Raw genomic sequence first — 21,078 nt, 5'->3', positions numbered from 1 at the left:
TTTTTAGACAATGAGAACATATGTATTTCATTTAAAAAGAAGCCAATACGGAATGGAGGCATGTTATGACTAAGGAAAAAGTGTTATTGATCGGCAATGGCATGGCGGGACTCCGTTTTGTAGAAGAATTACTCGAGGCCGCCCCGGAGCGTTTTGATATAACGATTATTGGTGAAGAAACAAGCCTTTCCTATAACCGGATGAAGCTGTCTTCCTATCTTCAGGGGGAAGCAAGCGGACCGGAATTATACACGCATCCGCTAAATTGGTATGAAGACTACGATATCCGGCTGCTTATGGGAACGAAAGCAGTCTATGTGGATCAAGAACAACGGCTCGTTTATACAGAGGACGAAACAGAAGTTCCTTTTGACAAAGTGGTGCTTGCTACCGGCTCCAAATCATATATTCCGCCTGTTCAGGGATCCGGTAAAGACAACGTATTTGTGTTCCGGACGCTGAAGGACTGCGAAGCAATTCTGGAGCAGACAGATACTCTTCACAAAGTGGCGGTCATCGGCGGTGGACTGCTCGGACTGGAAGCAGCCCGGGGCCTGTTAAATAGAGGGCTTGAGGTGACCGTGGTTCATAGAGGACCTTATCTAATGAACCGGCAGCTCGATAAGATGGCAGCGGGCCTGCTGCGGACAGAATTGGAAAAGCAGGGTATGGATTTTTTATTTGAAACCGAAACAAAAGCGATAAATGGTGGAATGCAGGCAGAAGAACTGCTGTTTGAAGACGGCACGTCTCTTGCGGTGGATGCTGTTGTAATGGCAGCGGGAATACAGCCTGAAGTGAAGCTCGCGCAGGCAAGCGGGATCCCGGTCAATAAAGGGATTATAGTCAACGATTGGATGGAAACGGAGGCAGAAGGCGTTTATGCGCTCGGGGAATGTGCTGAACATCGGGGTACTACATACGGTCTTGTCGCTCCTTTGTATGAGCAGGCCCAAGTGCTTGCCGCTTCTATTTCCGGAAAAAAAGAAAACGACTATCCCGGATCAGCAGTGTACACCAGATTGAAAATCCCAGGCGTGGAAGTGTTTTCTGCCGGAAGTCTGGAAGAGGAAACGGACAGCCATATCCTGCAGCTGTTCGATGAAAAAGAAAACCAGTACCGTAAAATTATTATGAAAGAAGATATGGTACAAGGGGCTGTGCTCTATGGAGATACGAGCATGTCCGCTCCCCTGCAGCAGTGGATTAAAACCCGAAAGCCGCTGTCAGAAAAAGAAAAACACCAGCTGTTATCGATTAATGATTCGACAGAGAGCAGGATCAAAACGCTCTCCTCCCATGCGGCTGTCTGCCACTGCAATAATGTATCCAAAGGTGCCATCATCAAAGAAGTACAGAGCCGCGGGTTATGCACGTTAGAAGAAGTAAAGGCCTGTACCGGCGCTTCCTCATCTTGCGGCGGGTGCCGCCCGGCAGTCGAAGAGCTGCTGGACTACATGCAGAGCGAGGCGTTTAACGAGCAGGTTGAAAAAATACCTTTCTGCGAATGTACGGCAATGGAAGAAGAAGAAGTCGTCAGCATCCTGCAGGAAGATACGCCTTCCTCGTTGATAGAAGCCTATCACACGCTTGGCTGGAAAACAGATGGAGGATGCCTGACCTGCAAAGAGGCGCTTCCTTATTATTTATATATGATATCCCCTGTCACTTTTCCGGAAGAATCGAATAAGACTTCTTCCTATAGCAATGTGACAGAACGCTCCGATGGAAATCTGGCCATCCGGATTCCTGGAAAAGCGGGAGGGTTGTCGCCGGCAGAATGGCAGCAGGCCTTGGAAACAGCAGAAGCCTTAGGCGCAGGTTCTTTAAAACCACTACCGGACGGATCCATTGAACTCTCACCGGTATCACCTGATTTAGTAAAAAAGGCCGCGGAGAAGCTCGGTTTAAAAAGGAATCTGCTTCCAGGTATACCCTTCCCGGCTGTCCAGACAAGAAGCCTGGAGAACGTCGAATGCGGCTGTACGAAAGAGCCGGAGGGGGAAATGGCGGAATGGCTCGAAAGAAGATTGGAACTGCTGCCATTTCCCGCGAAGCCATTTATCCGGATGTCCTCCTGCAGCCAAAACTGTGCGAACATTCAGAATGGACATGCCGGCCTGTTATATCAAAATGGAAAATGGGAGCTGTACGTTACTGTGCAGAAGAAAAGTCATATTCTTTTTTCTGTTTCCGATCAGAAAATGGTACTTCAGCTGCTTGAGTCTGTTCTCTTGTATTATCGTATTTCCGCAGGGTACTCGGAGACTTTGTCCGACTGGATGGAAAGAGTAACGATGGTTCATATTCGGGAAGTTCTTTTTCAAGAGGATAATACAGCGGTGCTTCTGGAGCAGAAAGAAGAAGAGCAGCAGCGGATCAAAACGCTGCTGGCACAACAAGGAGGACACGTATGTCAGAGCTGATGCTTAAATACTTTCGGGAAAAGCAGCAGAAAGTGGAAACAGAAAAAGTATATAATGCGCAATGCCCTTTCTGCAGCATGCAGTGCAAAAAACAGGTCATTGAACAAACGATCGTAACCAGAAAAAAATACCGCACCGTAGGCGTGGATAATCCGACAACCGGCGGCCGTCTCTGCGTGAAAGGCCTGAACGCATACCAGCATGCGTTTCATGAAGACAGGCTGCGCTATCCGATGCAGAAAATAAACGGGGCTTTTCAGCGGATCAGCTGGGAAGAGGCGATGCAGCTGATTAAAGATAAAGTCCCAGCTTTGCAGAAAGAATATGGAAAACATGCGATAGGTGTTTACGGGGGCGGTTCCCTCACTAATGAAACTTCGTATGTTCTCGGCAAGTTTGCGCGCCTGGCAGTCGGCACAAAATATATTGATTATAACGGCCGGTTTTGTATGTCGGCAGCCGCTTCCGCCGGGAATAAAGCCTTAGGTATCGATCGGGGGCTGACAAACCAGCTTGATGAAATTCCGGAATCAAAATGCATTATTCTGGCAGGAACCAATATTGCCGACTGCCAGCCGACTATTATGCCGTACTTTGAAGAAGCAAAACGAAACGGTGCTTACATTATCGTTATCGATCCCCGTGAAACGGCGACCGCGCAGATGGCTGACCTGCATTTAAAAGTAAAGCCGGGATGTGATAATGCTGCGGCCAATGCCATGCTCAAGTGTATATACGAAGAAGGCAAAGCAGATATGGATTTTGTTGAGAAGCGGACGGAAGGCGCCGAAGAGCTGTTTACCCATTTACAAAGCATGACGATGGAAGATTGTGCCGAAGAATCCGGCCTTCCCCGGCAGGAACTGGAAAAAGCAGCGAGAGCGTTTGCGAATGCAGAGTCCGGGATGATTTTTACCGCCCGAGGAATCGAACAGCAGATTGATGGCTACCTCGCTGTACGGAATTTCATCAATATGCTTCTGCTCACAGGGAAAATAGGCAAAAAAGGCAGTGGATACGGTGCTGTTACCGGGCAGGGCAACGGCCAGGGAGGAAGAGAGCATGGACAGAAAGCCGACCAGCTCCCGGGCTACCGGTCTATTGAAAACAAAGAGGACCGCCGGTATATAGCGGACATATGGGGCATAAAGGAGAAGGATCTACCCGGGAAAGGAGTATCCGCCTATGAAATGATGGAGCTGATTGGACAGGGAGAAATTAAAAGTCTATTTCTTATAGGGTCCAATCCGATCGTCTCCAACCCCCATGCAACGATGGTAAAAGAAGCCATTCAGTCACTGGATTTTTTCGTAGCAGTGGATATGTTTATCTCGGAAACAGCAGAATATGCTGACTTAATTCTGCCAGCCGCCTCATATATGGAAAATGCAGGCACACTGACGAACCTGGAAGGACGGGTTACCCTGCGGGAAGCAGATAAAAAAGCTCCCGGGGAAAGCAGAAACGACTGGGAGATTTTATCGATGATCGCCGGAGCTCTCGGACACGGCACCCAATTTCCGTATCAATCGGCAGAAGAAATTTTTGACGAACTGCGCCTGGCTTCAAAAGGGGGAACTGCGGATTATTTCGGAATCACGTACGAGCGGATCCGTAAAGAAGAAGGCGTATTCTGGCCGTGCCGGAGTGAGACAGACCCGGGCACAAAGCGTCTTTTTGAAGACGAATTTGCAAGAGATGGTGGACGGGCCGAACTGCTTGCAGTGCCTTTGAAAAACGAACATCCAAAAGAAGAAGTCAGCCAAAACTTTCCTTTATATTTAACAACAGGAAGAGTCATGGCCCATTATTTGACCGGAGTGCAGACACGAAAAAGCAGCAATTTGAATGCAAGACTGTTTGAATCATTCATTGAAATTCATCCGATGACAGCGGAGCGCTATGCTATTGCAGAGAACACGCTTGTTAACATTGAGTCCCCGCGTGGAAAAATCACCGTTAGAAGCAGACTCTCTGAGAGTATTAGAGAGGACACGGTGTTTGTGCCTTTTCACTGGGCGGAAAACCAGAACGTCAACATGCTCGTGGAAGGGCGTCTTGATCCGGTATGCCGGATGCCGGGCTTCAAACGGTCGGCGGTCCGGGTATCTTCGTATCAAGAGCAGCAGTAAAAAGCCGGACCCAAAGGAGGGTCCGGCTTTTTAGGTTGTTGAGAATTTGTTTTATTTAGTATACCTGATCTTTTTACTTCTTTATCAAAGACGGTTAAGTGCCTCTTTTGCAAGCATCGTAATCGTCATGTCATCCATCGGGGGGTTATGAAGTCCGGCCCGGACATCGCGGTAATAACGCTGCAGCGGGTTGGAAGCCGATAAGCTTCTTGCTCCTTCAATCCGCATCGCTAGATCAACAATAGCAACAGCTTCATTGACGACGCTTCGTTTAACTGTGCCAAGCTCGGGTTTCATGTTTTCCCGCTGCGCGGCGGAAGATTCATCCCATTGCCGGGCCACGCTGTGCAGGAAATGCCGGCTTTGGATAAGCTTCGCTTCCATTTGGCCGATCTTTTCCTGCACGGCAGGTATATCAGAGATCGTTCCCTCCATCGTATTGGGCGAATAGTTTTTGGCAAAAGCCGTAGCGTGGTCTGCTGCCGCCTGAGCAATACCTAAATAACAGGCAGGAATATGCAGCAGCCACCCGGCTGCTTTTTTGTTTCCTGGATTCAGGAAGGTTACCAGATGATCTTCCGGCACCCAAACCTGATCCAGCACTAGATCGTGGCTGCCTGTCCCGCGCATCGCAATGGAATCCCAGGTTTCGTCAATGGAAACTCCGGGAGTGCTGCGGGGCACCAGGAAGTTAGCCGTACGATTCTCTTCAGCCAGGCCGGCGCTCACGACAAAATAGTCCAGGACAGGAGCCAGCGTAGTAAACGTTTTCCGGCCGGTAAGGACCCATCCATCTCCGGAACGGGAAGCTTCCGTAAGCGGTTTCCCTCCCCGCGTCGGGCTTCCGGTAGCCGCTTCTGTTGCCGTATTGTTTAATAAAGCCTGGTCTGACGTGATGGCATCACACACCTTTTTGAAAATAGATTCAGGCCACGGGCGTGTTTCAGTCAGGTCTTTGATGATTCCTACGTGCCAGCCGATGGAAAGGGCGGTGGATCCATCCGCCTGTGCAATGATTTCCTGGGACTGGATGAACTCCAGCAGGGAAATTTCCATGCCGCCATATTCTATAGGGGCTGTTACGGAAGGGTATTGGATATGTTTTAAATCCTCAATGTTTTGATGGGGAAAAACAGCCTCTTCATTATGGCTCCACGCCCTTTCTGAAAAGGGAGCCGTCGTTTCTTTCAACAGTTGAAGCCTGCTGTCTTTAGTTGTTTTCTGCAGAACGCTCATTTTCTTCACTCCTTTTCCATACTCTTTATTTTAACGCAGCCTGCACCTTCCGCCCAGAAATGTGCTTTTTTAGATTTATCTACACGAAACATAAAAAAGCTTCTGTCTGTTCAGACAGAAGTTTCTCAGCTGGACCTTATTTATTTTTTGCATACCGCAATGCCTAAAGGGTAGTGGACATCTTCCCGACGGGGACGCTCAATGGCAACGCCAAGCTGATAGAAGAGCTGCGCCGTCTGCCACTGCCATTTGGAATCAGTAATCAGCCCGGCCCATTCCTGTTCTGTCAGCTGATGAAAGTGAAACGATTCATTCGAAGGCAGTCCTCTGCCCCGGCCGAAAGGAGTTGATATTATTAAAGTGCCTCCTGGTTTTAAAAGGTGATAAAGCCGCTCCAGACACAAATAGTCATCAGGTACGTGTTCAATCGTTTCAAAGGAAATAATCGTATCAAAAGTACCGATTCGATCGGACAGTGCCGGATCAAGAAGATCTCCCTGTTCAAAGGAAAGCAGTGGATGGTAATACTGCTTTTCAGCATATTCGACCGTTTTCGGATCTATATCTATTCCCAAAGAGGAGTGGATATAGTTTTTTCGGGTTTTCGTGACCATGTGTGTGCCGTATCCTGTCCCGCAGGCAATATCAAGCACCTTTCCTGAAGCATAAGGACAGGCAAATGAATAGCGTGCCAAATGTTCCAGCAGCATACGGTTGGAAGCATTCATCTGCTTGGGGATAATCCGTTCCCCGGTATCTTCTAACATACTCACTCACCGCTGTCTGTTTGTTTCTATTAAGCATAACGAATACAGTATCGTTTGAACAGTCTGGCGATTGTCAATAATAATACGGACTGCTTTCATGGAGATAGAAAACGTAATGAGTTTAGAACGTATTAATCATAAGATATAACGATAATCTCACCGGTACGCGCATCCACGTCTACATCGACTTCCCCCTGGGAAGATTCGATTTCAAGTTCATACAGCATTCTGCCATCATCGTCATCAAGCTCAATATCAGTAACCGAACCGCCGCCTACTTCTTCGAGTGCAATGGATTTGGCATCGTCCATGCTTATAGGAAGCTGGTTTGACGAAGATCCTGTCTCGCGGGAAGACTCCTGTTCTTCTTCAGGAAGAGGTGCATCCGGCGTTTCTTCTTCGGCAGCCGGTTCAGATTCTGTATCTCCGGCGTTGTCTTCGCTGGACGCGGATTCTTCAGAACCTGCATCTGTTATTTCAGAAAGCTGGACGACTTCCCCGGAATCGGCATTAAGCTTCAGTCGGTAATCTTTGTTATCTCCGTCAATTTCCAGCGTATATATCTGCTCTCCGCTCTCGTTGTTCAGTTCAATGACAGTTACTTCGCCGGGGTACCGGCTTGCAGCCAGTTCTTTTGCTTCCTCTGAATTAATGGAAGGGTCGTCGGCAGAGGCGGAAAACATCTGTATGCCGACGGCGACTGCCCCGATAGCAATAACGCAGAGGGTAATGATGATTAATTTTTTCATCTTTGCCCGCTCCTTTTCTTTTCTTATATACTATAGTATAGAGCACATAAATGAAGAGATCATGATAAAAAAATGAGAATTTGATGAGAGGACGTAAAGCAGATGATAGAAATAAAAAAAGCCGGCACGGAACAGGCCGGCTTGATCAAAAAAATTATGCAGGACGCATTTGAAGAATATAATCGTTTTGATCCGCCTTCCGGGGCTATGAAAGAAACGGAGGAGTCTATTTCACTTTCTCTTGCGGGAGGAAAAGAGTGGGCGGCTGTGCTGTATAAAAATGACAGCCCATTAGGAATGGTCCGGGTAAAGGAAGAAGAAACCCGTTTATATTTTATGCGGCTCTCTGTTCTGCCTGAAGCGAGAGGACGAGGGTATGGAAAAGCGTTAATTGACTGGGTGGAGAAGGAAGCAGAAAAAGCAGGAAAGTCGGAAGTATACTGCAAGGTAAGATGCACTACAGAAGATAATATCAGGCGTTATGAAAAGCTTGGTTATGAGGTGTACCATAAGCTGACAGTAACAAAGCTCGGCACGCCGTTTGATATTGTTGCCATGTCTAAACCAATTGCTATGTAAAAAAGTCAGGCTGCCTTTCTCCCGATAAGTATGGAAGAAAGGCAGCCTGAAATGATATTTTATCTTTGTCTTATCAGAAAGATAGTTTAAACATGTTTAAACATTTTGCGGAAGGTAGTATACATAATGCAGCAAGTAGATGTGAAAGCAACAATCTTTACGAAAAACAGCTGTGGACGAAGGGTTCTTGCGTAAGAAATACCGGTCCAAAGACCAATAGAAAATAAACATAATTTTAATATGCCAAAATCTACAAGCGTATAGGAGCGGGTGGAGTCTTGCAGGCGCTTTATAAATCGCTGCATGGTGGTCCTCCTTCTAAAATATATTTTGTGAATGATTAAAGATAGTGATGTTTAACTCCAGCAAAGACTGAAAAACGAGCTTGTCCGCGGAATGTGCAATTCTGCTAAAATAAACAACCATTTCATTATTCTAAAAAAACTTATTGGATATGTTATGGAAAAGAAGCAAAGTGAGGTGCATTGTAAAAAATGCTTAATTTGCTTGGTGGTATGAAGGATGGGATCTCTAATAGAGTAATGTAGGCAACTAATTTCAAGGTAGAAGGAAAGACTCTCTATTAAAAAAGGTATGTCTAGACTATTCGTGAGGATAAAAGATAAGCCATCCATGCTGAATGGCAATACAAAAATCAATGTATTTAAATGAAATTTTGAAATAATATATCGCAGGGGTTATTAATTACCATTATACTCTCAAAAGAGGGATTGACAACCATACAAATAACAATTTTATAGAAAAGCAGCTTCTGTGAAAGGATTTTTTATTTACGGTCCGAAGAATTTTCATTAAGAGAAGAAAAAGTCCAAAAAAACAGGCTGCCTTTCTCCCGGTAAGTATGGAAGAAAGACAGCCTGTAAAACTGGATCAGTTTAGAAAGATTTTCTTTTCTATGGTCAGTTGATTAAGCGGAACGCTGTACTTCATTTTTAAGCAGGATAACACGCGGATGCGGAAATTCTTCCTCTTCGCCTGCAAATGGGTAACCGGAAAATTCTACACATACCGTACGGTCGTATTCAGCAATGACACGGCATTCTTTTCCTTGATAGTACAAGACTTCGCCTTTTTCAAATAGCGGCTCTTCTTTTTCTTTTTCCATGTCGTTCGCCTCCTTTGTCTATTGTAAATGTAACGAAAAAACGGCTTGGAAGCAAGCCGTTTTCTCTGGAAGATGTGCAATCGTTCAAAATAAACCGGGCTGTTATTTTAAAATGGGAATTTGCGGTAGCCGGACTGCACGCCGATGGTTTTCACTGTTGTAAACTTGTCGATTACCCATTCTCCGCCGAAACGGCCGAGACCGGAGTCTTTTTCGCCTCCGAATGCTACATGGGCTTCATCATTAACTGATTGATCGTTAATGTGGATCATGCCTGTTTCAATTTGTTTTGCTACCTGAATACCGCGGAAGCGGTCTTTAGTAAAGACAGATCCACTCAGGCCGTAAGGGGAGGCGTTGGCCATATCTATAGCTTCCTGTTCAGAGCTCACTTTCAAAATCGGTGCCACAGGGCCGAATATTTCATTTACAGCGATAGGCATATCGTTGGTTACGCCTGTCAGCACGATCGGCTCGAGCAGGTTGCCGTCCGCCTTGCCGTCAAGAGCGATGCGGGCTCCTTGTTTCACGCTCTCATCAAGGTCTTTTTGTATGCGTTCCATTTGATCTTTATTAATAAGCGGGCCAACTACCGTTTTTTTATCAGATGGGTCACCGGCCTGCAGGGATTTTGTTTTGGCCACAAACTTCTCAGCAAATTCATCGTGAATGCTGTTATGAACAATAATGCGGTTCAACGCCATGCATATCTGCCCCTGGTGCAGGAATTTGCCAAAGGCTGCCGCTTCTACAGCCTGGTCGACGTCTGCATCTTCAAGAACAAGCATCACATTGTTTCCGCCGAGTTCAAGCGCCGTTTCTTTTAAGTGTTTCCCGGCAAGTTCCGCGATGTGGCTTCCTACTTCGGTTGAACCGGTGAAGGAAATGACTTTCGGTACCGGGTGCGTAACAAAGCTGTCCCCGATTTCCGATCCGCGGCCTACGAGCACATTGACCGTGCCTTTAGGAAAACCGGCTTTTTCGAAAACATGGGCGAGCATTAAGCCGGATGTTACGGGAGTGTCGGAAGCCGGCTTTATCACTACCGTGTTGCCGGTAGCAAGCGCAGGGGCGATCGATCTCATAGACAGGTGGAATGGGAAGTTCCAAGGGCCGATAACGCCGACGACTCCTTTTGGCATACGGTATACATAATTTTCTTTTCCAGGATTATTGGAAGGAAGAATCTTTCCATCCATTCTTGTAGGGAATGACGCAGATTCCCGGACAATGCCGAGTGCTGCATGAAACTCAGCTTCTGCTTTGGCAGCGGTGCTTCCTGCTTCTTTTACAAGCCATTCTTTAATAAATTCTTTTTCATCCTGAAGCGTGTCTGCAAGCTGGTACAAATAAGCCTGACGCTGGGCGGGAACGAGAGCCGCCCATTCTTTCTGGGCATCAGCAGCTGCATGGTAGGCTGCATCGAGATCCTGTTCATTTGCAGAAGTAATCGTGCCAAGGGCTTCCTGCGTAAATGGATTTATATTTTCTATTGTTTTGGAACTGGAACCTTCTGTCCAGCTGCCATTAATATACTGCTTCGTAAATGATTGTGTCACTTTCTATTCCTCCTGTAAGTTATTAATTGTAACTAATAAGTAGTATACCCAACCTGCTGACTATGGTAAACCTAAAAGCGTTGAAGGTCAAATATAGTCAAAACTATTCTGCTAAAATAATGAAATAGTATAGGCAAAAGACAGGTTCAGTGAGAAGATGGGTGCAGTTCACAACAGCGAAGGCAGGGATGGTGTATGGAAAAGGGCAGGGCTTACGCGATGACGATTGCCGGTGCCTCCCTCTGGGGAATGACCGGTTTATTTGTACAGAAATTATATACGTTTGGTTTTACGCCGCTTGAAGTAGTGACAGTGCGTATGGCATTATCTGCTTTTCTATTATTCGCAGTGCTTCTGGCCGTCCGTTCCTATCAACTGCACATTTATTTCCGCGACATTCCTCATTTTATCGGCTTGGGCGTCGTCAGCATTGCTTTGTTCAACTGGTGCTACTTCACCGTAATGGACCAGGCGTCGCTTTCTATTGCCGTCGTTCTTCTATATACAAGCCCTGTGTTTGTGGCGCTTATGTCCCGTTTTATTTTTAAAGAACTGCTGACAAAAAATAAACTGATTGCTATCTGCTTTACGCTGGCAGGCTGTGCATTTGTAGCAGGCCTTCTGCCCGGAGGCTCTTCTGCAGTCGAGCCGGGTATTCTGCTGCTGGGCCTTGCTTCTGGTTTTTTCTGCGGTATTTACAGCGTGATCGGAAAATTCGTCAGCCAGAAATACAGTTCGATTACGATTACGGCGTATTCTATGCTCTGCGGAAGTGTCGTGCTTCTTCCAATAAGCGGCCTGCACAGCAGGCTTCACCTTTTCCAGGATTGGGAAGTTTGGGGGTGGGCGCTCGGCAGTGTCCTCGTTTCAACCATTTTGGCTTATACATTATATACTGCCGGACTAAAGTATATCGAAGCTGGGAAAGCGGCAATTCTCTCTACGATCGAACCTATTGTCGCCATTCTTGTAGGTGTTCTCGTTTTCCGGGACGTACTGACCGGCTGGCAGCTGCTTGGGATTGTGCTTGTCCTTTCCTCGGTGCTGCTTGCTATATTTTCAAAAAGAAAAAAATTTACAGAAACTTCAACAGCCAGTGCCGCGAAGTTTACGCCTGCCTCTTATAAAAAGTAAGTGATGGACGTTTAAGGTTTTACAAAAAGGGAACAGTTTATATTGTATATAACAATTGGAAGAAAAAAACCAAGGAGGCACCAATACAATGAATATTTTAGTAGCAGGCGCAAATGGCCATACAGGAAGACTATTAGTAGAAAAACTCGGAAAAACAAATGAACATGATGTATTCGCCATGATCAGAAAGCCGGAACAGGCAGATGAGCTTAAGAGTCTTGGAGCAAAAGACGCTGTTATTTCTGATTTGGAAGGCGATGTATCAGATGCACCGAAAGGCATGGACGTTGTAATTTTTGCAGCAGGGTCCGGTTCTAAAACCGGCCCGGAAAAAACAGTATCAGTAGATGAAGAAGGAAACAATAAACTTGTGGATGCTTCTAAAGCCCACGGCGTGAAACACTATATTATTCTAAGCGCAATCGGCGTGGAAAATCCAGGCGGCAAGATTAAGCATTACGCCGAAGCAAAGAAAAATGCAGATGAGCATTTAAAAGCAAGCGGCCTGACGTACACGGTTGTAAGACCTGGTGGTTTGACGTTTGATAAAGGAACCGGCATGGTTGAAGCAAAAGAAAAGCTCGAAGATCCGGGCAGCCGCGATATTTCAAGAGAAGACGTAGCAGACGTAATGATCGCTTCTATTACAGAAGAAAACGCGAAAAATAAAACATTTGAGCTTCTCTCAGGGAACGATACGATTGAAGACGCACTAAAAGCACTGTAAAGTAACAGTAAAGCCGGCCTCCATAAGGAGCCGGCTTTTTTTGGATAGTGAAATAAATACCTGCAGAGAAACAAAAAAAGCGAACCCGGATGGGTCCGCTTTTTTCTATATTAAAGGTCTAAATCCAAAGGAGGGTTGTTTTCGCTGTTCATCAAACGGATGTGATCGGGCTTAATCTCAAGTACTACATATTCAGGATCGTTCGGGCCGTCCAGCCATTTACCCATACGCTCATTCCAAAGCTTTTCTTTCAGGTTCTGGTCATCACGGATCGTAACCTGTCCGGAAATTTCCACAAATTCATCATTTAATCCTTCACCCTGATACCCGAGAAGGATGTGTACGTTAGGGTTTTCTGCTACCTCTTCGGCTTTATGCGTTTCTTTATTCGTTGGCGTATAAAGCGTCAGGTTCTCATTAAAAAACGTCATATAGCGCGAGTGGGGCCTGCTGCCTTTAACGGTAGCAAGTGTGCCTACTTTGTTTGCATCGATTACTTCTACAATTTTTTCTTTAAGCTGCTGCTGATTCATAATATATACGCTCCTTTTTTCTATTGTTTCACACTGAAGTCTATTCCTGATTCTTACTTTGTTTAAACAAATAATTTGCACAAGTCTTTTATGGAAAAGAGATTAAATAATTAATAAATTGGGAATTTTCTGTTTTCGAAATGGGAATTCAGGGAAAGAGAAAAGAGTCTAGGAATATAAAATTTCAGGATCGAAGGAGGAGTAATATGTTTAAAAGAGTAGATAGGCTCCAAATTGAACTCCCACGCCCGACTAACCCAGACCCGGAAGCAGCGACGACCGTACAGGAACTCATGGGTGGACGTTTCGGTGAAATGTCGACACTCAATAACTATATGTACCAATCTTTTAATTTTCGCAGCAAGAAGAAGCTGAGACCTTTTTATGAACTCGTAGCAAGTATTACAGCCGAGGAATTTGGCCACGTGGAACTTGTCGCAAATACTATAAACCTGTGTATCGACGGATCTGTCGGCAACGGCAGCACAAATCCGGATGATACACCGCTCGAGCCTGTACTGCCGCTCGGCAATAAAGCCAACTTCATCATGGGCGGCCAAAACGCCCTGCCGATGGATTCAGGCGGTAAGCCCTGGTCCGGTGATAATGTATTTTCGAGCGGCACGCTTGTCACAGACCTTCTCCATAACTTCTATCTGGAATGCGGCGCCCGTACTCACAAGATGCGCGTGTATGAAATGACAGATAATGAAACGGCCAGAGAGCTGTGCGGTTACCTATTGGTAAGAGGAGGCGTACACGTTGTAGCGTATGCCAAGGCGCTTGAGAAAGCGACAGGCGTCGATATGACGAAAATGCTCCCTGTACCAAATCTTGATAACTCCAAATTCGACCACGCCAAGAAATTTGAAGACCAGGGTCTTCATAGAAAGCTTTACCGCTTCAGTGACGATGATTATAAGCTTCTTGATCGTATCTGGGAAGGGCCTACTCCAGTCGGGCCTCCGGGTGAACTGGAAGTAGTTGACGGTATTCCGGAAGGCGCGGAAATACCGGATCTGGAAAATATCCCGGAGGAATTTGCCCCGGGATTTGACGAACAGAGCTTCAGAGAATTATCCGAGCGCTTAAAGTATGACGCTGGATTGTAAGAAACAGCTGCACACAGGCTTCCCTATACGGGAGGCCTTTTTTGTTTTTAAAAAAATGTATGATTTCCAATTTAAGGAGAAAAATAGTACTATAGATGCAGGTGAAAGGAAGGGGATTTAACATGAAAAAACCTTGGATATGGATGATCCTGGGAGGATTAGGGTTGGCCGCAGGAGTCTATTTTTTGTTTTTTAATACATACCAGCCGGCGGTGCTGGAAGAAGATGGGGTGGAGTATAACTCCCGTATCGAAGGAGAACATTTTGAAGTGTGGGACGGGGAATCGTGGCAGGAAAAGAACATTCACGGCGTTAATCTAGGAATGGGGAAACCCGGTGCTTTCCCGGGAGAGGCGGCGATATCCAAACAGGAATACAAAGACTGGCTGGAAGACATAGCAGAAATGAACGCCAACACGATTAGAGTCTATACGATTCACCCGCCGGCATTTTACGAGGCGTTAAAAGAACATAATGAACGAACAGAAAATCCAATCTACATATTTCACGGGGCCTGGGTAAATGAAGAGCCCCTTGAAGAAACCCTTGATGCGTTTGACGAAGACAACACGGAGGATTTTCAGCAGGAAATAAGAGATATCGTGGATGTTGTGCACGGCAGTGCTTCTATCGAAGAAGAACCGGGGCATGCTCATGGAGAATATTCAGCTGATATTTCTCCTTATATTATAGGATGGATTGTCGGTATCGAGTGGTATCCATTTATGGTGGATGAGACGAATAAAAAACACGAAGATATCGGTGAATACGAAGGTGAACTCATTTATACAGAAAATGCAGAACCGTTTGAACATTGGCTTGCAGAACAGATGGACACAATGGCGGTGTATGAAAAAGAGGAATACAGCTGGACGAGGCCGATCAGTTTTACGAACTGGGTAAGCACCGATCACCTGGACCAACCGGCGGAGCCGATGGAACAGGAAAACTTGGCTTCTGTGAATCCAAACCATATCAAGTTACAAGGATCTGCCGAGCTGGCCGGGCAGTTTGCTTCTTATCATGTGTATCCTTATTATCCTGAATTTTTAAATCTGGAAGAAGATTATACTGAATTTATAGATCACCGCGGCGAAGCGAATAACTACGCCGGTTATTTAAAAGATTTACATGAAGCAAATGATCTTCCGGTACTGATTGCGGAATTCGGCATTCCTGCTTCCAGAGGAAAAACGCATGAAAACCCATTCGGCTTTAATCAGGGATTTATATCTGAGCAGCAGCAGGGGGAAATGCTTTCGAGCCTGTATGAAGATATTGAAGAAGAAGGCATGCTGGGAGGACTGGTTTTCACCTGGCAGGATGAATGGTTTAAACGGACGTGGAACACGATGGAATATGATAATCCTGACAGGCGTCCTTACTGGTCCAATGCCCAGACGAATGAGCAGCAGTTTGGACTGATGAGTTTTGACCGGGACAAAATAAAAGTGGACGGCTCCTTTGATGACTGGGGAGACAGCGATCCATTATATGAGACAGAAACGGAAGCTCTATGGATGGATCACGACGAGAAGTTTGTCTATTTCCGTATAGACCGGCAGGGAGATGAAACTCCCGTCATTGCACTGGATGTGAACCCAAACCAGGGCAATCAGGAGGCAGAACAAATAGAAGACGTAAGCTTTGAAGAAGGCATTGATTTTTTAATTGAACTGCCTGACAAAGAAAATGCCCGCATTACGGTGGATGCTTATTATGACGTCTTTCATTTAGACTACCGGGAGGATATCGATGAAGAGGAAGCGGATGCCGGGAGCGGGGTCTTTCATCCAATGAGGCTCGCGTTAAACCGGGAGCTGGAAAGGCCGGACACAGGAGAAGTTCTTCCATTCAGCTATTATGAAACGGGAAAGCTCCGTCATGGAAACGCCAATCCGGAAAGTGAGTCATATGATTCTCTGGCAGATTATATGATTGATGAAGAAACAGGATCAATTGAAATGCGGATTCCATGGCAGCTTTTAAACATCACAGCTCCGGGAATGAAAGAAATCATGGGCGATATTCAGCAGAAGGAAGGCTTAACTGCACGGGAGACAACGGAGGGTATCAAAGCGGCCCTCCTGCTGGGGGAAAAGCAGAATGATACGTATGCCATCAGCAGAACGCTTCCGGCTCTGGACAACGATACATTGCCCGCCGGCAGCATGGAGCAGTACACCTGGGAAGAGTGGGATCTGCCTGAATATGAGCCGCGAAAGAAAGAATCTTATTACATTCTGCAGGAAACGTTTGCGGAAGCGGAAAAATAAACAGCTGCGCATTAGCTTCACTGGACGAATTCAAAAAATAACATGAAAAAGCATAAAAAATAACAAATAAGGGTATAAGAAGTATCTACAAGAATTTTAGCGATAATCATAACAAGAAAAGAGACATTATTAGATTACAATTAGTACAAAGTATTGGAATTTTTTACATGAAATAAGTTAAAATACGGAGTAGGTTATTTTTTAACCGATAATGCATTCAAGAAATGGGAGGATTTTTTATTATGGCTGATCACAAAAAACTAACGACGAATCAAGGAGTCCCGATTGGCGACAATCAGAACTCCCGCACGGCTGGAAGCCGTGGCCCTACACTACTCGAAGACTACCAGCTGGTAGAAAAACTAGCCCATTTTGACAGAGAAAGAATTCCTGAACGCGTCGTACACGCCAGAGGAGCAGGCGCACACGGTGTGTTTAAAGTGAAAAACAGCATGAAGCGCTATACAAAAGCAGATTTTCTTCAGGAAGGTAAAGAAACGCCGGTGTTTACTCGTTTTTCTACGGTTATTCATGGCGGCCATTCTCCGGAAACGCTCCGTGACCCACGTGGATTTTCAGTGAAGTTCTATACCGAAGAGGGAAACTATGACTTCGTAGGAAACAACCTTCCGATATTCTTTGTTCGTGATGCGATTAAGTTTCCGGACATGATCCATGCGTTAAAGCCGGACCCGAAAACAAACAAACAAGATCCGGATCGTTACTGGGATTTTATGTCCTTAACCCCTGAATCGACAAATATGATGCTTCATTTATTCACAGATGAAGGAATCCCGGCAAGTTTCCGCAACATCCGTGGATCGAGCGTTCACGCATTTAAATGGATTAATGAATACGGCAATACCGTCTATGTGAAAAAGCGCTGGGTGCCGAAAGAAGGCATTAAAAACCTTTCAGCTGATCAGGCTACAGAAGTTCAGTCTACGGAATTCCAGCATGCAACTGATGACTTGTACAATGCTATTGAAGAAGGCAATTTCCCGGAATGGGATCTGTATGTACAAATTCTTGATCCCGCGGACATGGACAATTTTGATTTTGATCCGCTTGACGCGACAAAAGACTGGCTTGAAGAAGATCTTCCGTATATTCATGTAGGAACGATGACGTTAAATCAAAATGTAGATAACTACTTTGCAGAAACAGAGCAGGTCAGCTTCAACCCGGGCGTTCTAGTACCGGGAATTCAGGCTTCCGAAGACAAAATGCTGCAGGGCCGTATTTTTTCTTACTCTGATACGCAGCGTTATCGTGTAGGAGCAAACTACCTTGATCTTCCAATCAACTGTCCATTTGCCCAGAAAAACAACAACACTCGTGATGGTGCGATGCCGTTTGCTCAGCAGACGAGCCGTATCAATTACGAGCCGAACCGTTATGAAGAAGAACCGGCAGAAGATCCAGCCTATATTGATGCCGAACAGCCGCTTCCAGGTGACAGTGCCGGCCGCAAGAAAATCGAGAAAGCGGACGACTTTGGACAGGCGGGCCGTATTTACAGAAACTACGATCAGGCAACCAAAGATGCTTTATTAAGAAACTTAACCGATGATCTTGGTACTGTAGCGGAGGAAACCGTTCTTCGTATGGTATGCAACTTCTACCGTGCTGATACAGATCTCGGACAGAAGCTAGCGGATAATTTGAATGTAGATATTTCTCCATATGTAGGCCACTTGAATAAGTAAGTCTGCAAAAGCACCGCGCCTGCGGTGCTTTTTTTATTTGTGCAGACAAAGTTTTTCCTATAATCTCTGCAGTTTTTTTACAGGAATACGTTGCTGTTTAGAGTACCTGCCAGAAATAAAAGATCCAGGCAAGTATTAATCCAGCTACAGTAAACAGCGTATAGTGAATTCTGCCTGGCAGGCGCCAGTAGGATTTCCCCCAGGCTAAAATGCCAAATACAGCAGTCGCAAGGGCAAATAAGACGATCGCATAGGAAACGGCGGTGTCCAGCAGCTGCGCCCACTGGGGAGGAGGCGAATAAGCGGATACTGGCAGCCCATAAACCGGATCAAGTGCACTTTCCATAAGAAACTGGATAAGGAAAATGACAGTGAATGCGCCGAGCACTATCGCTGTTCTTTTGGCCCATACGGCACCCGGATGTTTAGCAGGCACCGCTTTCCTGCGTAGTTTGAACATCGCCGCCTTGATAGTCCAGTATGCGAAGCTGCCGATAATGAAAATAACTGAGGTACTTAAAGCGGCAACGGTGACAGCGAACGTTTCATACCATGCGGCTTTTGAGTAGCTCACCGGTCCGTTCGACAGCAGCATTGTTTTTTCAAAAGGATCGGTGGAGAAAATGATCGTCCGGAAATCCTCACCGTAGCTCTGCGTATTGTTTTCTTTTAAAATGTGATACTCCCCGGTCTCAACTTCTGTGAACTGGTTCGTTTCACCACTGTGAGACACAGATAAAAATCCGTCTTCATTAATATCTACACGGACGACCCCGGCGAAAATACTTAACAGCTTATCGGCTGTCGTAAAAGCGCGGCGGTTCTGATGGTATTCCCCGGTATACTCTTCTGCTCTTTCTGCCATACCTGCAGGAGTTTCGGCATCAGCAGCTGTTTCTTCGCCGGGGAAATACCGGTCCATAAACTGATGGGGAATGTCTATGTTAGCGAGATAAGAGCCGCCGCTGTGGGAAATGAAAAATCCTACGTCTTCCTCCGGCACGAGATACATCCCTGTGTTGAAAAGCATGGTTCCTCCCGGATGATGAACCACGTCCCGCCCGTTGATTGCTGTTTTAATAAATCCGTGGGCGGTGTTTTCCAGATGAGGATGGACCGTAAACGGCTCCGAAAACATTTCATCGACCGTTTCCTCAGCTAAAATCCTTTCCTCATCAAGCTCTCCGTTCTGCAGATAAGCTAGCATAAACCGGGCCATGTCCGAGGCGCTGCTGCTCATGCTGCCGGCAGGCTCCGGCATAAATTCAAACTCTCCTTCCTGAAACTCTCCATCCACGTACCGGTAAGCTCCGGACATATTCTCCGCGATATCCGCCGGCAGCGGCTGGCGGAAGGAACTGTTCTCCATACCGAGCGGGGAATAAATGTTTTCTTCCACATACTCGGCAAAAGGCATACCGGAAACGACTTCCACAATATAACCGGCGAGGGCGGCACCGTAATTCGAATAGGCCGGCACTTCACCGGGAGGGAAGACTCTGGCCGGTCTCTCTTCCCGAATATAACGGTTCAGGGGAAGCAAATCGTCTTCTGAGAGGGCAAATAAGCCGGTCAAATGATCTTCAAAACCTGGTGTATGGGACATAAGATGTCTTAACGTAATCGGCTCGAGCTCTGTTTGATTCTGCCCGTACTCCTGGTGGGGCGGGATCTCAAAGTCCAAGTACTCATTTATATCTGTATCGAGGTCCAGCGCTCCCTCTTCGACAAGCTGCATGACGGCAGTCCACGTAAACAGCTTGGAGGTGGAGCCGATCCGAAATAACGTCGTCTCCGGATTGACAGCCGTTTCCTGTTCTATGTCCGCCTGCCCATATCCCTTTGCTAAAACAACCTCACCGTCTGCCACTACAGAAAGAGTGAGGTTCGCTATGTCCCACTCCTCCATCTGCTCTGCCACTATGTCATCCAAAAACGGCTCCAGGTCAGCTCTATCGAGAGTATGCGACGAAGCTTCAATTGGCTGAAGGTTGATACCAGACAGAAAAACAAAGCATACAAGTAAGCAGATCCATAGCTTCCTCAATATGATCACTCCTTTGTTTTGCTTGACTGCAGTGTCTTTGTACCAATCGTTACAAGCGGTAAATGCGCATAAGGGGCAGGGATTAATAGAAAGGATTTGTACTTTTCTTCAACTCAATTTCGGTCTCTTTTTTACATTATATTTCCAATGTTTTTAGATGGAAACCATTATTTTTTCAGAATGTAAATTTTTGAAGGTTTATCTGATTTCTTTAGAACCTGGCGCAGAGGAAAGAGTTTTAAATGATAAGCACTGCACAAGACTGCCGGGTGTGGAAACATGAAAAGCACCGAGCCTGCGGTGCTTTTTTATTTGTGCAGGCAAGAAAGGGATTGTGTTTTTTGGCGGAACTATGTGAAGATAATAGAGACAACTAGTTATGAAAAGGGGGAAAGGCGGTCCGGCAGGTACACGCTGACACGGGATGCCGCTGTTTATCATGAAACAAGTTATATCGATGTTTAATGCATGGGACTGGCTTTTTTTTGGCGTTGCTGCATATATTCTAATTACGATGGATTATGGCAACCTTACATCTTTTAATATTATGATGCTCACCTTGATTGCTATTTCACTGACGCTTACGATATCCACCAAGTGGGCGCTCTGGAAAAATGAACGAAAAGAAGGGGCATCTAAATAAACTGCCTTTTTTAAAACGGCAAAATGGATGAAAAAATGTAATAGAGCACGATCAAAGGAGAAGAATAGATATGGGATTTAAGATGGAAATGAACTGGGAAATTATCACACATAAACAGGCCGAACGTTTGGATGAACGGAAATTTGAGTTGATCAAAGACGGCTATCAAATGTATCCTATGGATACAGCGCTGCCGATTCATACGTATGAGGACAAGGAAGCTTTCGGCAAGGCGGTCATTGTAAAAGTAGAATGGGGAAGCGGCAGAACGACCATGTACTACGAACTGGTGTCGCTGACTTCTGTGAATTAATGAAAGAGGA

Annotated in this window: 18 protein-coding genes; 10 read left to right on the top strand and 8 right to left on the bottom strand. The window is 45.9% G+C overall.

Annotated features, from left to right (window positions below):
* Positions 1 to 65 precede the first annotated feature (65 nt).
* Together AC5W2J_RS12480 and nasC are read left to right on the top strand one after the other, a co-directional pair.
* Positions 66 to 2,426, top strand: a complete 2,361-nt coding sequence (locus AC5W2J_RS12480; protein ID WP_496059786.1) for an FAD-dependent oxidoreductase — start codon at positions 66 to 68, stop codon at positions 2,424 to 2,426.
* Entirely contained in the window at positions 2,414 to 4,558 is a 2,145-nt protein-coding gene (gene nasC, locus AC5W2J_RS12475; protein WP_496059785.1) for an assimilatory nitrate reductase catalytic subunit NasC, read from the top strand. Before AC5W2J_RS12480 ends, nasC begins: the two co-directional genes overlap by 13 nt.
* Before the next feature lie 84 nt (positions 4,559 to 4,642).
* Here nasC and AC5W2J_RS12470 read toward each other — a convergent pair whose 3' ends face one another.
* The 3 genes from AC5W2J_RS12470 to AC5W2J_RS12460 form a co-directional block, all read right to left on the bottom strand.
* Positions 4,643 to 5,794, bottom strand: a complete 1,152-nt coding sequence (locus AC5W2J_RS12470; protein WP_496059784.1) for an acyl-CoA dehydrogenase family protein — start codon at positions 5,792 to 5,794, stop codon at positions 4,643 to 4,645.
* Positions 5,795 to 5,934: 140 nt separating this feature from the next.
* Positions 5,935 to 6,561 carry a class I SAM-dependent methyltransferase gene (locus AC5W2J_RS12465; RefSeq protein WP_496060088.1) on the bottom strand — a complete coding sequence of 209 codons (627 nt, stop codon included), beginning with the start codon at positions 6,559 to 6,561 and terminating at the stop codon, positions 5,935 to 5,937.
* Between the two features lie 131 nt (positions 6,562 to 6,692).
* Positions 6,693 to 7,310 carry a PepSY domain-containing protein gene (locus AC5W2J_RS12460; RefSeq protein WP_496059783.1) on the bottom strand — a complete coding sequence of 206 codons (618 nt, stop codon included), beginning with the start codon at positions 7,308 to 7,310 and terminating at the stop codon, positions 6,693 to 6,695.
* A gap of 102 nt (positions 7,311 to 7,412) precedes the next feature.
* Here AC5W2J_RS12460 and AC5W2J_RS12455 point away from each other — a divergent pair, with 102 nt between their 5' ends.
* Positions 7,413 to 7,889, top strand: a complete 477-nt coding sequence (locus AC5W2J_RS12455; RefSeq protein ID WP_496059782.1) for a GNAT family N-acetyltransferase — start codon at positions 7,413 to 7,415, stop codon at positions 7,887 to 7,889.
* An 86-nt stretch (positions 7,890 to 7,975) separates the two neighbouring features.
* On the opposite strand, the gene AC5W2J_RS12450 is transcribed toward AC5W2J_RS12455, so the two are convergent.
* The 3 genes from AC5W2J_RS12450 to AC5W2J_RS12440 all read right to left on the bottom strand — a co-directional run bounded on the left by AC5W2J_RS12450 (position 7,976) and on the right by AC5W2J_RS12440 (position 10,574).
* A complete protein-coding gene (locus AC5W2J_RS12450; RefSeq protein ID WP_496059781.1) occupies positions 7,976 to 8,194 on the bottom strand; it encodes a hypothetical protein in 219 nt (72 codons plus the stop codon).
* Between the two features lie 623 nt (positions 8,195 to 8,817).
* The gene (locus AC5W2J_RS12445; protein ID WP_120192796.1) at positions 8,818 to 9,015 is read right to left on the bottom strand and encodes a hypothetical protein; all 198 of its coding nucleotides are present in this window, start codon (positions 9,013 to 9,015) and stop codon (positions 8,818 to 8,820) included.
* A 107-nt stretch (positions 9,016 to 9,122) separates the two neighbouring features.
* On the bottom strand, positions 9,123 to 10,574 hold the full coding sequence (locus tag AC5W2J_RS12440) for an aldehyde dehydrogenase family protein (protein WP_496059780.1): 1,452 nt from the start codon (positions 10,572 to 10,574) through the stop codon (positions 9,123 to 9,125).
* Positions 10,575 to 10,769: 195 nt separating this feature from the next.
* Between AC5W2J_RS12440 and AC5W2J_RS12435 the strand changes: the two genes are divergently transcribed.
* Positions 10,770 to 11,708, top strand: coding sequence for a DMT family transporter (locus tag AC5W2J_RS12435; RefSeq protein WP_496059779.1), 939 nt, complete (start codon positions 10,770 to 10,772; stop codon positions 11,706 to 11,708).
* Positions 11,709 to 11,796: 88 nt separating this feature from the next.
* Positions 11,797 to 12,435 carry an SDR family oxidoreductase gene (locus tag AC5W2J_RS12430; protein WP_496059778.1) on the top strand — a complete coding sequence of 213 codons (639 nt, stop codon included), beginning with the start codon at positions 11,797 to 11,799 and terminating at the stop codon, positions 12,433 to 12,435.
* 110 nt (positions 12,436 to 12,545) lie between these two features.
* Here the strand turns inward: AC5W2J_RS12430 and AC5W2J_RS12425 are convergent, their stop codons facing one another.
* Entirely contained in the window at positions 12,546 to 12,968 is a 423-nt protein-coding gene (locus tag AC5W2J_RS12425) for a pyridoxamine 5'-phosphate oxidase family protein (RefSeq protein WP_496059777.1), read from the bottom strand.
* A 206-nt stretch (positions 12,969 to 13,174) separates the two neighbouring features.
* Here AC5W2J_RS12425 and AC5W2J_RS12420 point away from each other — a divergent pair, with 206 nt between their 5' ends.
* The 3 genes from AC5W2J_RS12420 to AC5W2J_RS12410 all read left to right on the top strand — a co-directional run bounded on the left by AC5W2J_RS12420 (position 13,175) and on the right by AC5W2J_RS12410 (position 18,065).
* Positions 13,175 to 14,080, top strand: a complete 906-nt coding sequence (locus AC5W2J_RS12420) for a manganese catalase family protein (RefSeq protein ID WP_120192791.1) — start codon at positions 13,175 to 13,177, stop codon at positions 14,078 to 14,080.
* A 122-nt stretch (positions 14,081 to 14,202) separates the two neighbouring features.
* Positions 14,203 to 16,356 (top strand): hypothetical protein, encoded by a 2,154-nt coding sequence (locus tag AC5W2J_RS12415; protein WP_496059776.1) that lies wholly within the window; start codon positions 14,203 to 14,205, stop codon positions 16,354 to 16,356.
* A gap of 242 nt (positions 16,357 to 16,598) precedes the next feature.
* On the top strand, positions 16,599 to 18,065 hold the full coding sequence (locus AC5W2J_RS12410; RefSeq protein WP_496059775.1) for a catalase: 1,467 nt from the start codon (positions 16,599 to 16,601) through the stop codon (positions 18,063 to 18,065).
* A gap of 97 nt (positions 18,066 to 18,162) precedes the next feature.
* Here AC5W2J_RS12410 and AC5W2J_RS12405 read toward each other — a convergent pair whose 3' ends face one another.
* Positions 18,163 to 20,121, bottom strand: a complete 1,959-nt coding sequence (locus AC5W2J_RS12405) for a serine hydrolase domain-containing protein (RefSeq protein WP_496059774.1) — start codon at positions 20,119 to 20,121, stop codon at positions 18,163 to 18,165.
* A gap of 430 nt (positions 20,122 to 20,551) precedes the next feature.
* On the opposite strand from AC5W2J_RS12405, the gene AC5W2J_RS12400 reads away from it, so the two are divergent.
* Positions 20,552 to 20,755 (top strand): hypothetical protein, encoded by a 204-nt coding sequence (locus AC5W2J_RS12400; RefSeq protein WP_496059773.1) that lies wholly within the window; start codon positions 20,552 to 20,554, stop codon positions 20,753 to 20,755.
* Positions 20,756 to 20,825: 70 nt separating this feature from the next.
* Positions 20,826 to 21,068, top strand: coding sequence for a DUF2584 family protein (locus AC5W2J_RS12395; RefSeq protein ID WP_120192787.1), 243 nt, complete (start codon positions 20,826 to 20,828; stop codon positions 21,066 to 21,068).
* Positions 21,069 to 21,078 lie beyond the last annotated feature (10 nt).

The organism is Sinobaca sp. SA16-1 (genome assembly GCF_059510515.1).
The sequence above is the reverse complement of the archived record's forward strand: the minus strand, read 5'-3'. Positions and strand labels throughout refer to the sequence as shown.

Bases quoted from the DNA above. Each gene is read 5' to 3' on its own strand.
- AC5W2J_RS12425 (WP_496059777.1), bottom strand. From the start codon at position 12,968: ATGAATCAGCAGCAGCTTAAAGAAAAAATTGTAGAAGTAATCGATGCA.
- AC5W2J_RS12395 (WP_120192787.1), top strand. From the start codon at position 20,826: ATGGGATTTAAGATGGAAATGAACTGGGAAATTATCACACATAAACAG.
- AC5W2J_RS12445 (WP_120192796.1), bottom strand. From the start codon at position 9,015: ATGGAAAAAGAAAAAGAAGAGCCGCTATTTGAAAAAGGCGAAGTCTTG.
- AC5W2J_RS12400 (WP_496059773.1), top strand. From the start codon at position 20,552: ATGAAACAAGTTATATCGATGTTTAATGCATGGGACTGGCTTTTTTTT.
- AC5W2J_RS12410 (WP_496059775.1), top strand. From the start codon at position 16,599: ATGGCTGATCACAAAAAACTAACGACGAATCAAGGAGTCCCGATTGGC.
- AC5W2J_RS12415 (WP_496059776.1), top strand. From the start codon at position 14,203: ATGAAAAAACCTTGGATATGGATGATCCTGGGAGGATTAGGGTTGGCC.
- AC5W2J_RS12450 (WP_496059781.1), bottom strand. From the start codon at position 8,194: ATGCAGCGATTTATAAAGCGCCTGCAAGACTCCACCCGCTCCTATACG.
- AC5W2J_RS12455 (WP_496059782.1), top strand. From the start codon at position 7,413: ATGATAGAAATAAAAAAAGCCGGCACGGAACAGGCCGGCTTGATCAAA.
- AC5W2J_RS12465 (WP_496060088.1), bottom strand. From the start codon at position 6,561: ATGTTAGAAGATACCGGGGAACGGATTATCCCCAAGCAGATGAATGCT.
- AC5W2J_RS12470 (WP_496059784.1), bottom strand. From the start codon at position 5,794: ATGAGCGTTCTGCAGAAAACAACTAAAGACAGCAGGCTTCAACTGTTG.
- nasC (WP_496059785.1), top strand. From the start codon at position 2,414: ATGTCAGAGCTGATGCTTAAATACTTTCGGGAAAAGCAGCAGAAAGTG.
- AC5W2J_RS12435 (WP_496059779.1), top strand. From the start codon at position 10,770: ATGGAAAAGGGCAGGGCTTACGCGATGACGATTGCCGGTGCCTCCCTC.
- AC5W2J_RS12460 (WP_496059783.1), bottom strand. From the start codon at position 7,310: ATGAAAAAATTAATCATCATTACCCTCTGCGTTATTGCTATCGGGGCA.
- AC5W2J_RS12420 (WP_120192791.1), top strand. From the start codon at position 13,175: ATGTTTAAAAGAGTAGATAGGCTCCAAATTGAACTCCCACGCCCGACT.
- AC5W2J_RS12480 (WP_496059786.1), top strand. From the start codon at position 66: ATGACTAAGGAAAAAGTGTTATTGATCGGCAATGGCATGGCGGGACTC.
- AC5W2J_RS12430 (WP_496059778.1), top strand. From the start codon at position 11,797: ATGAATATTTTAGTAGCAGGCGCAAATGGCCATACAGGAAGACTATTA.